The following is a 14,337-nucleotide window of genomic DNA, read 5'->3' as shown; positions in this document are numbered from 1 at the left end:
CATCCCCGCTCCGCTCGACCAACTCGCCTCAGATCGCGTCCGCTCGCGTTGGACACGGCGGTCGGACGCGTCTCAAGCGTCTTAACGCTGCTCGTGGCGTTCGCCGTCGCCGCGGCCACGGTGATCGCTGTGCCGACCGCGGCCTCCGCCTCCACCCCCTCCGCCAAGCATCCCGTCCCGACCACGAAGGCCGCCGGCTCCACCTCGCCTGGCCGGCATCCCGCCGATCAGGTGTGCGCCAAGCCGTCAAAGGCCGGCGAGATGTCCTGCCTCGCCATGGTCCGCACGGATGTCGTCGCAGCGAAGGGTCTCCAGGCTGATGCCGCTCCCGCCGGTTTCGGCCCGGCCGACCTGCGAAGCGCGTACAACCTGCCCGACGCCGGCTCCACCGAGACGGTCGCCGTCGTGGCTGCGTTCGACAACCCGCACGCCGAGGCGGACCTGGCCGTCTACCGTCAGCAGTACGGGCTGCCGCAGTGCACCACGGCCAACGGCTGCTTCAAGAAGATCGATCAACGCGGCGCCACCAGCTATCCACCGGCGAACTCCCAGTGGGCCGCGGAGATCGCACTGGACATCGACATGGTCAGCGCGACCTGCCCGAGCTGCAAGATCCTGCTGGTCGAGGCCGACGACAACTCCCTGAAAAACCTCGGCGCGGCCGTGAACCAGGCGGTCGCCCAGGGCGCCAAGTACGTTTCCAACAGCTGGGGCAGTACCGAGACTCCCGACGAGCCCCAGAGCGACGAGGCCTACTTCAACCACCCCGGTGTCGCGATCACCTTCGCCAGCGGTGACAGCGGTTACCGCGTCGCGTACCCGGCCGCGTCGCAGTACGTGACGGCGGTCGGCGGCACCTCGCTGGTCAAGGACACCTCCACCACCCGCGGCTGGGCCGAAAGCGCATGGAGGTATGCGGGCAGCGGCTGCTCGAGGTTCGTGTCCAAGCCGTCGTTCCAGCAGGACACCGGCTGCGCGCGCCGTACGATCACGGATGTGTCCGCGGTCGCCGACCCGAGCACCGGTGTCGCGGTCTACAACGGTGGCTGGCAGGTCTTCGGCGGCACCAGCGCGTCCGCCCCGATCATCGCCTCGGTCTACGCGCTGGCCGGGAAACCGGCGGCGGGTTCAGCGCCCAGCTCCTACCCGTATGCCCAGCCCGCCACGCTGAATGATGTGACGTCCGGAAGCAACGGAAGTTGCACGGCTGCGTACCTGTGCAACGGCGGGCCGGGGTATGACGGGCCGACCGGGCTCGGCACCCCGAACGGGGTCGCCGCGTTCCGCCCCGTGCCCTCCGGGCCGCGCGGCACTGTCGCGGGTACGGTGACCGACGGCACTTCTCCGCTGGCGGCGGCCAAGGTCACTGTGGGCGATGCCACGGTGATGACGGACGGTCAGGGGCGTTACGCCCTGACCGTGTCGGCGGGAACGTATGACGTCAGTGCGAGCAAGTTCGGGTACGCCACCAAGACCGTTTCGGGTGTCGCGATCGCTGATGGGCAGACGGTGACCGAGGACTTCGCGCTGAGCTCCAAGTCGCGTGTCAACGTCACCGGTACGGTCCACGACGCTTCCGGTCAGGGCTGGCCGCTGTATGCGACCGTGCGGGTCAAGGACGAGCCGACGGCGGTTGCCTATACCGACCCCAAGACGGGGAAGTACACCCTGAGTGTGCCCGTCTCCGGCACCTATACCCTGCAGGTCGACCCGTTGTACTCGGGTTACAAACGCAACTCGCAGGATGTGCCAGTGGGTTCGGCGGATGTGACGCATGACGTCAACGCGTCGATCGACCCGATGAGCTGCACTGCCGCCGGGTACGGCTTCCACTACAACGGCACCACCGAGCCGTTCGACGGCACCAGCGTGCCGACGGGCTGGACCGTCGACGACAAGGTGGGCAACGGCCAGACCTGGGTGTTCAAGGACCCCCGCGATCGCCCCAACAGGACCGGCGGGTCCGGCGGTTTCGCCGTCATCGACAGCGATTACCACGGCCGCGACAGTTCACAGGACAGCTCGCTGATCAGTCCGGTCATGGACTTCAGCCAGGAAGCCCAACCGGTCCTGACCTTCCACTCCGACTACAACGGCATGGTGTACCAGACCGGAGACGTGGATCTCAGCGTCGACGGCGGCCAGACGTGGAACACCCTCTGGCACCACGCCAACGACAGAGCCTGGGGGCCGCGGACCGAGGTCGTGGACCTGTCCCAGGCCGCCGGCAAGGCCAAAGTCCAGGTGCGGTTCCACTTCACCGCCAAGTGGGGCATGTGGTGGCAGGTCGACGACGTCCGCCTCGGCGGCCGCACCTGTGACCCGCTGCCGGGCGGTTTGGTCGTCGGCCGGGTGACCGACAAGAACACCGGGGCCGGGATCAACGGCGCCACGGTGACCTCGGGCGACAAGCCCGCCGAGAAGACGACCTCGGCGGCGACGCCGAACAACCCGAAGCTGGGCGACGGCTTCTACTGGATGTTCTCCTCGCTCACCGGGGATCACAAGTTCAACGCCAAGGTGGGGAACTACTACAGCCCACAGGACATCACCGTCAACGTGGCCCCGCACGAGGCAACGGACGCCGCGTTCGCCCTGCCCGCACCACGGATTGCGGTCCCGGCCCAGGTCAGCGCGACCGTCGACTGGGAGGGCCAGGGCAACTCCACCCTGACCTTGAAGAACACCGGAACCGCCCCGGTGACCACCAAGATCCGTGAGTGGCCGGTCGCGCCGAGCGGCAACCAGCCCGCCGCGGCGCAGCAGGGCGCTCCGCTGCAACAGGTGAAGGGAGATTACAGCCCCCTGCCGTTCCGGCCCGGCAAGACCGCACGGGCGGCTGCCAAGCCGTCGGTGACGCCGTACGCGGCACCGTGGACGACAGCGGCCGACTACCCCATGCCGGTCATGGACAACGCTGTGGCGACCATCAACGGCAAGGTCTACTCGGTCGGCGGATTCGACGACACGTACTTCGTCAACAAGGCCTACGCCTACGACCCGGGCGCCCAGGCGTGGAGTGCTCTGCCGAACATGAGCGTCGCCAGGGGCGGAGCGCAGGCAGCCGCCCATGGTGGCAAGCTCTACGCCTTCGGCGGCTGGGACAACTACACGAGGCCGGTGGCCAAGACCGAGATCTACGACCCGGCGAGCGGTACCTGGTCCACGGGCGCCGACAACCCGCAACCGCGCTCCGGCGCCGGCGTGGCCGAGCTGGGCGGCAAGATCTACCTCGTCGGCGGCTGCATCGGCAACGACTGCGGCAAGACGAATGTGCAGGTCTACGATCCGGCGGCGAACTCCTGGAGTTCGGGCACGGCGTATCCGGAGAAGGTCTCCTGGCTCGGCTGCGGTGCCATCGAGGACAAGCTGTACTGCGCGGGCGGGCAAGGCCCGGCCAGCACGCACGCCTACAGCTACGACCCGGCAACCGCCAGATGGACTCGCGTCGCTGACCTGCCGATCGAGCTGTGGGGGATGGGCTACTCGGTGTCGGCCGGCAAGCTGCTCGTGTCCGGCGGCGTAACCGATCACTCCAGCGTGCTCACCAACAAGGGCTTCGCCTACGACCCGGGTTCCGATGCCTGGACCGCGTTGCCCAACTCCAACAACACTCTCTACCGCGCAGGCTCCGCCTGCGGCTTCTACAAGATCGGGGGTTCCGCCGGAAACTACTACGGTTCCAGGAACTCGGAGCTGTTGCCCGGCTATGACCAGTGCGCCGCCACAGGCGATGTCCCCTGGCTCTCGGTGGACAAGACCGAGGTGACGATCCAGCCGGGCGAGAGCGTCGACGTCAACGCGAGTTTCGACGCGAGCCTCGCCCAGATCACCCAACCGGGCACGGTCACTGCGCAGCTCACGATCGGCGCGAAGACCCCGTACGGGGCGATCCCCTCGGTGCCGGTGGCGCTCACGGTGAACCCGCCCAAGACCTGGGGAAAGATCACCGGGACGGTTGCCGGGGTCGGCTGCACCGGCAAGTCGGCGCCGTTGACCGGAGCGACCGTGCAGATCGCCTCGAAGACGGCGAGCTTCACCCTGAAGACCGACAAGAACGGCCAGTACGTGCTCTGGCTCGACGTCAGAGACAACCCGGTCACGGTGACCGCGTCCAAGGACGGCTGGGAGCCGCAGACCCGATCGGTCGGGATCAAGCCGGGCAAGGCAACCACGGCCGACTTCTCTCTCAAAGAAATCTGCAGCTGATCTGATGCTCCGTGCGGGCCGGGCCCGGCCCCGGCCCGCACGGACAGTTCTCGGCCCCGCCACCGTTCCCATGGCGGGGCCGGGACGCTTTCGGCGGTCGGCGATCGACCGGGGGGTGATGCCGCGCTGGATACCGAGCCGTCGGGCGTCTGCACGATTCGACATTCGTCGGGCTCGCGCCGGGATCGTCCCGACATTCAACCGATGACGGAGCTGTGCCGCCGGCCGTAAGGTCCGCGCAAACCCGTTGTCCGGCAGAGGGGACGAACAAAGTCTCGTGCACCGTACCCTGTTGAACCTGTCGTCTTCCCGAGCACCGCCTCGAGGCTGGATTGTTTCGTCCTCGTCCGAGTGATCCATCTTCCGGAAGCACGGTAACAAGTATGTTCTTGGCGTTTCGTCATCGTATTCGTGGTGGCGAAAGCTAGTGCTCGTGGAATCCGCCTCGGACGGTGACGGCGGCGGAAAGCCCGGTGTGGTCCGGCCGACATCATCGGCCGAATGAGACCGAGTTGGGGCTTCAAGCTCCCCGTGATCACGGACCCCGGTCCGTACTGCAGCACGCTGGGCCGCGGAGACGAGCCGCGGCGAAGAAGTGCGACTGAGCCGAGATCTGCCTGATCAGAAATTCACGATTCGGGTTTGCATGCACCCCGTAGGAGAGCTGTACATGTCTCATCCCCCTTCCCCTCAACCAACCCGCCTCAGATCGCGTCCGCTTGCGTCAACCACAACGGTCGGACGCGTCGGCGCGTTGATCGTGACGCTCGCTGTCGTCGCAGAGGAGGCCCTGTGATGCGAGTGATGTCACGTACCCGGCGCAGCCTCAAGGGCGCGGCCGCGGTCGTTGTTGCGGCCTTGACGCTGGGCGTCGGTCCGGCGCTGCCCGCGGCGGCGGCGAGTCAGGCCGAAGGCACGATCGAGAGTGCAGGTGCGCCCGGTGCCATCAAGGATCGGTACATCGTGGTGCTCGGCAAGGAAGCCGACGCCGGCTCGCGCAAGGGCAAGGCGCTGGCTGCCAAGTACGGTGCCAAGGTCAAGAGGACGTATGACGCGGCGCTCAACGGCTATGCCGTCGAGCTGACGGAGAAACAGGCCAAGCGGTTCGCCGCCGATCCGGCCGTGGAGTCCGTCGTGCAGGACCAGGTCGTCAAGGCGACCGGTACTGACCCGACCAGCACTCAGCCCAATCCGCCCTCCTGGGGGCTGGACCGGATCGACCAGCAAGCCCTGCCGCTCGACAGCAGCTACACCTACCCGGGTACGGCGGGCGGCGGAGTCACGGCCTACATCATCGACACCGGTGTGCGCATCAGTCACCAGGACTTCGGCGGCCGTGCCGGCTACGGGTACGACGCGGTGGACGGCGACAACATCGCCGAGGACGGCAACGGCCATGGCACGCACGTCGCCGGCACGGTTGCGGGCTCGTCGTACGGTGTGGCCAAGCAGGCCAAGGTCGTCGCGGTACGTGTGCTCGACAACTCCGGCTCCGGCACCACTTCCGGGGTGATCGCGGGTGTGGACTGGGTGACCGCCAACGCCGTCAAGCCCGCGGTTGCCAACATGAGCCTCGGCGGCCCTACCGACACGGCGCTGGACACAGCTGTCCGTAACTCCATAGCCTCCGGGGTAACTTACGCCGTGGCGGCGGGCAACGACAGCACGGATGCCGCCACCTCGTCCCCGGCCCGCGTGAGCGAGGCCCTCACCGTCGGCTCCACCGCCAGCAATGACGCCCGCTCCAGCTTCTCCAACTACGGCAGCACGCTGGACATCTTCGCGCCCGGGACAGCCATCAAGTCGGCGTGGAACACCGGCGACACTGCCACCAACACCATCTCCGGCACCTCGATGGCGTCCCCGCACGTGGCCGGAGCAGCCGCGCTCTACCTGGCCGACAACCCCACCGCCGCCCCATCGCAGGTAGCAGAGGCGCTGACCTCCTCAGCCACCACCGGAGTGGTGACAGCCCCGGGCACCGGTTCCCCCAACCTGCTGATGAACGTCTCGGCGTTCCGTTCCGGGCCGCACGGCACCGTCACGGGTACCGTCACCGACGGCACCGCTCCGCTGGCCGCGGCCGAGATCACCGTGGGTGACATCACAGAGATGACGGATGGTCAGGGGCGCTACAACCTGACCGTGCCGGCGGGAACGTATGACGTCAGTGCGAGCAAGTTCGGGTACGCCACCAAGACTGTCTCGGATGTCGCAGTCGCCGACCGGCAGAAGGTGACCGAGGACTTCGCACTGAACGGGAAGTCGCGCGTGAACGTCACGGGCAAGGTCCATGACGGTTCCGGTCAGGGTTGGCCGCTGTATGCGACCGTGCGGGTCAAGGATGAGCCGACGGCGGTCGTCTACACCGACCCCAAGACAGGGAAGTACACGCTGAGTGTGCCCGTCTCCGACACCTACACCCTGCAGGTCGACCCGCTGTACCCGGGTTACAAGCGCAACTCACGGGAAATTCAGGTGGGTTCGGCCGATGTGACGCATGACGTCGACGCGTCGGTCGACCAGACGACCTGCAGCGCGGCCGGGTACGGCCTCCATTACGACGGCGCCACCGAGTCGTTCGACGGCACCACCACGCCATCGGGCTGGACCGTCGACGACAAGCTGGGCAATGGCCAGACCTGGGTGTTCAACGACCCCGCCAAGCGCGGCAACAAGACCGGCGGGTCCGGCGGCTTCGCCGTCATCGACAGCTCGCGCTACGGCCGCGGCACTTCACAGGACAGCTCGCTGATCAGCCCGGTCATGGACTTCAGCCGGCGGACCCACCCGTCCCTGTCCTTCCGCACCGACTACTTCGGCCTCGCGGGTCAGACCGGGGACGTCGATCTCAGCGTCGACGGCGGCCAGACGTGGACCAACGTCTGGCACCACACCACCGACAGCGTCCGGGGGCCGCGGACCGAGCTCGTGGACCTGTCCCAGGCCGCCGGCAAGGCCAACGTCCAGGTGAGGTTCCACTTCACCGCCAGCTATGGGTGGTGGTGGCAGGTCGACGATGTCTTCCTCGGCGATCGCACGTGCGACCCGGCACCGGGCGGCCTGGTCGTCGGCCAGGTGACCGACAAGAACACCGGGGACGCGATCAACGGCGCCTCGGTGACGTCGGCCGACAAGCCTACGGAGAAGACGACTTCGGTGGCGACGCCGAAGGACCCGAACCTGGGCGACGGCTTCTACTGGATGTTCTCCTCGCTCACCGGGGAGCACACGTTCTCCGCCACGGCGGGGAACTCCTACAGCGCACACGACATCACCGTCAACGTGGCCCCGCATCAGGCAACGGATGGCACGTTCGCCCTGCCCGCACCCCGGATCGCGGTCCCGGCCCAGGTCAGCGAGAGCGTCGACTGGCAGGGCAAGGGCAGCTCCACGGTGACCCTGAAGAACACCGGATCTGCCCCGGCCACCGTCAAAATCGGTAAGCAGCCGGGCGGCCACCAGCCCGCCGCGGCACAGAAGGGTGCTCCGCTGCAGGAGGTGAAGGGACACTACAGCCCCTTGCGGATCCGGCCCGGCAAGACCACGCGGCCGGCGGCCGCCAAGCCCTCGGCGATGCCGTACGAGGCACCGTGGACGACGGTGGCCGACTACCCCGTACCGGTCATGGAAAGCGCTGTGGCGACCCTCGACGGCAAGGTCTACTCGGTCGGCGGATTCGACGGCACCAAATTCCTGAACAATGCCTACGCCTACGACCCGGCAGCCCAGGCGTGGAGTGCCCTGCCGAAACTGAGCATGGCCCGTTCGGGGGCGCAGGCAGCCGCCTACGGTGGCAAGATCTACGTCTTCGGCGGCTGGGACACCTACGAGAGACCGGTGGCCAAGACCGAGATCTACGACCCGGCGACCGGCGCCTGGTCCACTGGCGCCGACAACCCGAAGCCGTGGGCGGCCGCCGCCGTGACCGTGCTGGGCGGCAAGATCTACATCATCGGCGGCTGCACGGGCACCGACTGTGGCAGGACTGACGTGCAGGCGTATGATCCGGCCTCGGACTCCTGGAGTTCGGGCATGGCGTATCCGGAGCCGATTTCCTGGCTCGGCTGCGGCGCCATCGCGAACAAGCTGTACTGCGCGGGCGGGGCGTCGTCGGGCAGCTCCACCAAGCACGCCTACAGCTACGATCCGTCGTCCCACAGCTGGACCGCCGTTGCCGACCTGCCGATCGACTCGTGGGGGATGGGCTACTCGACGGCAGACGGCAAGCTCCTCGTGTCCGGCGGCGTGACCGACGGCTTCACCACGATCACCAACCGGGGCTACGCCTACGACCCGGGTTCCGACACCTGGACTGCGCTGCCCAACTCCAACAACGCCGTCTACCGCGGCGGCTCCGCCTGCGGCTTCTACAAGATCGGAGGCGCCACCGAAGGGTGGAACGCGGTCAAGAACTCCGAGCTGCTGCCCGGCTACGACCAGTGTGTCGGAATCCCCTGGCTCTCGGTGGACAGGACCGAGGTGACGATCCAGCCGGGCGAGAGTGTTGACATCAACGTGAGTTTCGACGCGAACGTCACCGAGATCACCCAGCCGGGCACGCTCACCGCGCAGCTCACGGTCAGCGCGAAGACCCCGTACGGGGCGATCCCGTCGGTCCCGGTGGCGCTCACGGTGAACCCGCCCAAGACCTGGGGAAAGATCACCGGGACGGTCACCGGGGTCGGCTGCACCGGCACGTCGGCGCCGCTGACCGGAGCGACCGTGCGGATCAGTTCGAAGACGGCGAGCTACACGCTGAGGACCGACCGGAACGGTCAGTACGTGCTCTGGCTGGACGTCAGCAACAACCCGCTCACGGTGATCGCGGCCAAGGACGGCTGGGCGTCGCAGACCCGATCGGTCAAGGTCAAGCAGGGTACGGCAACCATGGCCGACTTCTCCCTCGAACCCGACCGCACCTGCCCCTGATCCGACACTCCGCGCGGGGTCGTGCCCGGGCCCGACCCCGCACGGACAGATCGCGGCCCCGCCACCGATCCGATGGCGGGGCCGTCACCCTTCTCGGCTGCCTCCCGCCCACAGCGGGCGGGAGCCACGTCGAGGCCGTAGGGCTCAGCCGACAGGCCGGTAGCGGCCGGTGAACCGCGCGAGTTTCAGTCCGAGGTGCAGGCAGAGACGTTCGTTGCCGTCTTTGAGGTTGGCGCCTGCCAAGTGCTCAAAACGCTGAATGCGGTAGTACAGCGACGTGCGATGCAGCTTCAGGCGTTCGGAGGCCGCAAGTGCGTTCCCGGAGAGATCGAGGTAGGTCTCCAGCGTCTGAAGCAGAGGCAGCGCCTCCGGATTGGTGAAAAGTCGCTCGAGCCCGGGATGAAGCACGAGCTCGCCGAGGTCCTGACCGAACAGCTGCGCGAGTACCCGGTAGATGCCGAGGTGGGACCATCGGGCAATCCGGCCGACGTCAGGCATCGAAGCAGCGATACGAGCGGCTTGGCCGGCCTCGAGATAGGAGCCACGTGCCTGCGCCAACTCCGACCGTGGCTGTCCGACGCCGATCACGCATGATGACACCTGCTCGAGTCCGGACAGAGCGGTCTGCAGGGCGTGGTCGAGGTGGGACACACAGCGGTTCACCGTTGGCTCGTCGACCTCTCCCTCCGTACCGAAGAGAAGCAACCCGTCGCTGTAGGAGACAAGGTGGACGGCGTGTCTTGCGGGCAGCCGGTGACGGGTGTTGACGAGCGCATGCTCGAGGGCGAGCCGCACCTGGTCATCCGGCTCCGTGCCGGGGGTGAGCACCGGCCGTGCCACCAGCACGACAACGCCGAGGGAGGGGTCGAAGTGCCCGCTGTCGATGAGGGTGCGCGCCGCATAGGCCTGGACGTCGCTGCCGGAAAGCAGCAGGTTCCTGATCGCCTCTGTCTCCCGGTTCGACGCGAGTTCGCCGGTCAGCACCTCACGATAGAGCGCGAGAGCGAGGCCTTGGGCGGCGGTTTCGGCCAGCGCGATCTGCTCCGAGCCCATCGACTCGTCGGCATCGATGAGCCACAGATACCCCAGGAGAAGGTCGTGGTGCCGGATCGGTATGCATAACCGCGGCAGCATGCCGAGCGAGAGGTTGTGGGGAATGCGGACCGGGTGTCGCGCCTTGGCCAGCTCGAACCGTCGCAGCCATGCCAGCACCTCGCCGGATACACAGCGCTGCAGAATCGAAGCATGGCGTACGGCGTCGGGCACCTCGCTGTGCCGGCTGTAGACCACCAGCCGCTGTCGACGGTCCTCGACGGTCGCCGGGCGTGACAGCTGGGTCGCCAGCGAGTCAACGAGGTGCTGAAGCTCCGGGTACATGGTGAAAACCTCCGGGGCGGTGCAGCCTGGTTCGCAGCTGATCAGCTCAGCCGGCCACCCTCAGTCAGTAGGCGCAGCGGAAGCCGGTGTGGCCGGCAGAGCTGTCGGGGGCATTGCCGGTACGGGCCGCGAGACGGTAGCGGTTGCAGTAGGTGGGGTGGCACATGTGGGATCCGCCGCGCATGACGCGGACGTGGCCGCCGGAAGGGCCGGTGGGGTCGCTGCGGGTGGCGGGGGTGTCGGGGGCGTGCCAGTCGGCGCTGAACCAGTCGGCACACCATTCCCAGACGTTGCCGGAGGTGTTGTGGAGGCCGTAGCCGTTGGGTGCAAAGGCGTTGACGGGCGCGGTGGAGCGGTAGCCGTCGGCGGCGGTGTTGTTGTGCGGAAAGTCTCCGCGCCAGATGTTGCAGCGGCGGCGGCCGTCGGGGTCGAGCTCGTCGCCCCAGGGGAAGCGTCGGCGTTCGTGTCCGCCGCGGGCTGCGCACTCCCATTCGGCTTCAGTCGGCAGGCGCTTGCCGGCCCAGGTGGCGTAGGCGTTGGCGTCGTGCCAGGAGATGTGGACGACCGGGTGGTTCGGCCGGTTGCCGATGGAGGATCCGGGGCCTTCGGGGGCTCGCCAGAAGGCGCCCTGGACCGCTCGCCACCAGGGGGCGCCGGGGACAGTGCCATCGAGGACGTGCCGCCGCGCGTCGGGGTGGAGGAAGCCCTGGAAGACGTACGACCAGTTGAAGCGTTCGGCTTCGGTGACGTAGCCGGTGGCTTTGACGAAGGTGGCGAACTTGGCGTTGGAGACGGCGTGGACGTCGATGTGGAAGGGGCGCAGGCCGACCTGCCGTACCGGGCCTTCGCCGTCCTCGGGGAAGGCGTCGGGGTCGTCCCCGCCCATCCAGAAGGTGCCGCCGGGGACGGCAGCCATGCCGCGCAGGATGTCCTTGGGTTCTCGGTGCGGGGCGGCGAAGGGCGCGGGGGCGAGGGGTGAGGGGGCCGCCGGTGAACGGTTGCTGCGGTGTGGTCCGCAGCAGGCGTGGCCGGTCGCGCCTTTGGCCGTTGGCCAGGGATCGGTCGGTGGTTGGACGGGCTCGATGCCGATGAGGACCACGGCGTCCCTTTCCATCTCGGGAGCGGCTCGGTGCAACGGTCGGCGGCGAGGACTGCCGACCGTTGCATTGCTGTGTCACTTGGCCGTGGCGGCCTGGTACTGGCTGCCGAGGTAGTAGTCCTTGGCGTCGCCGGGGGCCTTGAGCTTGCCCATGGTCACGAACACGTCGGCGAGCCTGTTGAACCAGCCGTCGACCGTTCCGTCCTGGGTGAGCTTGGCCAGGTCGGCCGAGGACATGATCTTCACGTACTTGGTGGACCCTGCGAGCTGGTCGGCCGGGAGCTTGAGGAAGTCGGCGGTGACCTTCTCGGAGTCCTGCGGGTGGGCGGCGATCCAGTCGTCGGCCTCGCGCAGCACCGTGGTGACCTTCTTGACCAGCGCGGGGTTGTCGGCGGGCAGCCCGGGCCGGGTGACAAAGGCGCTGGGGAAGGTCAGCTTCGGGTAGAAGTCCTGGGTGCGGGTGACCTCGACGAGGTCGGGGACCCGCTTCCTGATGGTGTCGATGAGCGGGTACCAGATGGCGGCCGCGTCGACCTGTCCGGAGGAGAAGGCGGTGACGACGGTGCCGGGGTCCATGGAGACCCGGGTGATGTCGCCGGGCTTGAGGCCGGCCTGCTCCAGGGCGAGGTTGAGGATCATGTCGCCGGAGGTGCCGTCGGGGACGGCGACCTTCTTGCCCTTGAGGCCGGCGGGCTTGGTGATGCCGCTGCCGGGGCGGGCGATGACCCGGTCGGCCTGGCCGAGCATGTTGACCGCAACGATCTCGGCCTTGCCGGAGGCGGGCAGCCACAAGGCACCGGGGCCGACGTAGCCGAAGTCGAGGTCGCCGGCGCCGAGTGCCTGGACCTGGAGGGGACCGTTGGTGAACACCTTCAGGTCGGGCTTGAGGCCCTGCTTGGCCCACAGGCCCTGCTTGGCGGCGACGGCGAAGGCTGCGGAGCCGCTGTAGTCCGCGATGTAGCCGAGGCTGACGGGGGTGGCGGCCGCGCCGCCGGAAGAGGCGACGCCGCTGCTGCAACCGGTGGCGGATGCTGCCAGGACGAGGATGACCGTGGCCGCCCTCAGGCCGGCGGTCCTGCGGTTCAAGAGTCAGCTCCTTCGACTGTGGTCGGCTGGTGGTGGACGGCGTTCCAGACCTGGCGCCGCAGTTCGGCGAACTCGGCGGACAGGCGCATCTCCTCGGTGCGGGGGTAAGGCAGGTCGACCGGGATGATCTGCTGGATGCGGCCGGGGCGCGCGGCCATCACGGCGACGCGGCCTGCGAGGTAGACGGCCTCGTCGACGTCGTGGGTGATGAACATGACGGTGCGCCGATCCCGGCTCCAGGTCTCCAGAAGGGAGTCCTGGAGGCGGACGCGGGTGAGGGCGTCCAGTGCGCCGAAGGGCTCGTCCATGAGCAGGACCTTCGGGTTCACGGCGTAGGCGCGGGCGATGGCGCACCGCTGCTTCATGCCGCCCGAGAGGGTTTTGGGCAGGGCATCGGCGAAGTCGGTGAGACCGACCATGTCGATCATCCGCAGGGCGGTGGCCCGCCGCTCGCGCTTGTCGACTCCTGCGACCTTGAGGCCGAACTCGACGTTCCCGGTGACGGTCATCCAGGGGAAGAGCGCGTACTGCTGGAAGATGACGCCGCGCTCGGGGCTGGGGCCGTTCACCGGCCGGTCGTCCACGGTGACCGTTCCGCCGGCGGCTTCGAGCAGGCCGGCCGCGATGTTGAGCATGGTGCTCTTGCCGCATCCGGACGGGCCGACGACGGTGACGAACTCGCCGTCCTCGATGGTGAGGCTGACGTGGTCGAGGGCGATGAAGCCACCGTTCTTGGTGTCGAAGTCGCGGTAGACGTCGTTGAACTTGATGGCGGGCACGGGTTATCTCCTCTCCTGCCAGCCGGTCAGCTTGCGCTCGGTCAACAGCAGCAGCCGGTCCAGGACCAGGCCGACGGCGCCGATGGTGATCAACTGGACGAACATGGTGGGCAGGTCGTAATAGAGCTGGGCCTGCTGCATGCGGAAGCCAAGGCCGCTCTGTGCCGCGATCAGCTCGGCCGCCACCACGGTGGCCCAGGCAGCGCCGAGACCGATCCGCATTCCGACGAGGATGAACGGGGTGGAGGCAGGGACCACGACGCCGAGGAAGACGCGGCGGTCCCCGGCTCCCAGCACGCGGGCGGCGTTGACCAGGGTGACGTCCACCGAGACCACGCCCTGGAAGGTGGAGACCACCGAGGACAGGAACGCGGCCAGGAAGATGACGAAGATCTTGGGCGTCTCGTCGATGCCCATCAACACGATGGCCAGCGGGATGATCGCCAGTGGCGGGACCATCCGGAAGAACTGCAGCCACGGCTCGACCAGCCGGCGCACGATCGGGTACCAGCCCATCGCGAACCCCACGGGGATCGCGGCGGCGACGCCGATGACGTAGCCGGTGAGCACCCGCCGCAGGCTGGCCGCGAGGTCGTCGAGCAGGATGCCGTCCCGGATCAGCTGCCATCCGCGGTCGGCCACCGCCGGCGGGCCCGGGAAGCCCTGGATGCCGCTGTGGGCCAGTCCGATCCACACCAGGAGACCGAGCAGCGCGGAGCAGGCCGACAGCAGCAGCCCACGGGTGTCGACCCCTTTGCCCCGCGGCCGGTGGCGGACCGTCGCCCCGGCGGCCGGAACGGTTCCCCCGCGGGTAGCGCCCGCGGACATGGAGTTGTCACCCCTCAGGGGGTCCTC

7 protein-coding genes and 1 pseudogene are annotated in these 14,337 nt (G+C 68.2%); 3 read left to right on the top strand and 5 right to left on the bottom strand.

Annotated features, from left to right (window positions below; genetic code table 11):
- Nucleotides 1–93 precede the first annotated feature (93 nt).
- The 3 genes and pseudogenes from ACH4EW_RS15095 to ACH4EW_RS15085 all read left to right on the top strand — a co-directional run bounded on the left by ACH4EW_RS15095 (nt 94) and on the right by ACH4EW_RS15085 (nt 9,141).
- The gene (locus ACH4EW_RS15095) at nt 94–4,209 is read left to right on the top strand and encodes a carboxypeptidase regulatory-like domain-containing protein (protein WP_398256424.1); all 4,116 of its coding nucleotides are present in this window, start codon (nt 94–96) and stop codon (nt 4,207–4,209) included.
- Between the two features lie 795 nt (nt 4,210–5,004).
- Nucleotides 5,005–6,531 (top strand): annotated as a pseudogene (locus ACH4EW_RS15090) (S8 family serine peptidase); the annotation flags it as partial.
- A gap of 9 nt (nt 6,532–6,540) precedes the next feature.
- Nucleotides 6,541–9,141, top strand: coding sequence for a carboxypeptidase regulatory-like domain-containing protein (locus ACH4EW_RS15085; protein WP_398256853.1), 2,601 nt, complete (start codon nt 6,541–6,543; stop codon nt 9,139–9,141).
- 144 nt (nt 9,142–9,285) lie between these two features.
- On the opposite strand, the gene ACH4EW_RS15080 is transcribed toward ACH4EW_RS15085, so the two are convergent.
- The 5 genes from ACH4EW_RS15080 to ACH4EW_RS15060 form a co-directional block, all read right to left on the bottom strand.
- Entirely contained in the window at nt 9,286–10,407 is a 1,122-nt protein-coding gene (locus tag ACH4EW_RS15080) for a PucR family transcriptional regulator (protein ID WP_398256421.1), read from the bottom strand.
- A gap of 175 nt (nt 10,408–10,582) precedes the next feature.
- Nucleotides 10,583–11,632, bottom strand: a complete 1,050-nt coding sequence (locus tag ACH4EW_RS15075; protein ID WP_398256419.1) for a formylglycine-generating enzyme family protein — start codon at nt 11,630–11,632, stop codon at nt 10,583–10,585.
- A gap of 60 nt (nt 11,633–11,692) precedes the next feature.
- Complete coding sequence (locus ACH4EW_RS15070) at nt 11,693–12,703, bottom strand: aliphatic sulfonate ABC transporter substrate-binding protein (RefSeq protein WP_398256417.1); 1,011 nt, start codon at nt 12,701–12,703, stop codon at nt 11,693–11,695.
- On the bottom strand, nt 12,700–13,482 hold the full coding sequence (locus tag ACH4EW_RS15065) for an ABC transporter ATP-binding protein (RefSeq protein WP_398256414.1): 783 nt from the start codon (nt 13,480–13,482) through the stop codon (nt 12,700–12,702). Before ACH4EW_RS15065 ends, ACH4EW_RS15070 begins: the two co-directional genes overlap by 4 nt.
- A gap of 3 nt (nt 13,483–13,485) precedes the next feature.
- Nucleotides 13,486–14,310, bottom strand: a complete 825-nt coding sequence (locus ACH4EW_RS15060; protein ID WP_398256851.1) for an ABC transporter permease — start codon at nt 14,308–14,310, stop codon at nt 13,486–13,488.
- Between the last annotated feature and the right edge of the window lie 27 nt (nt 14,311–14,337).

The organism is Streptomyces sp. NPDC018000, from assembly GCF_044328025.1.
Taxonomy (GTDB): domain Bacteria; phylum Actinomycetota; class Actinomycetes; order Streptomycetales; family Streptomycetaceae; genus Streptomyces.
This window is presented reverse-complemented; position numbering and strand designations above follow the sequence as displayed.

Bases quoted from the DNA above. Each gene is read 5' to 3' on its own strand.
- ACH4EW_RS15075 (WP_398256419.1), bottom strand. From the start codon at position 11,632: ATGGAAAGGGACGCCGTGGTCCTCATCGGCATCGAGCCCGTCCAACCA.
- ACH4EW_RS15060 (WP_398256851.1), bottom strand. From the start codon at position 14,310: ATGTCCGCGGGCGCTACCCGCGGGGGAACCGTTCCGGCCGCCGGGGCG.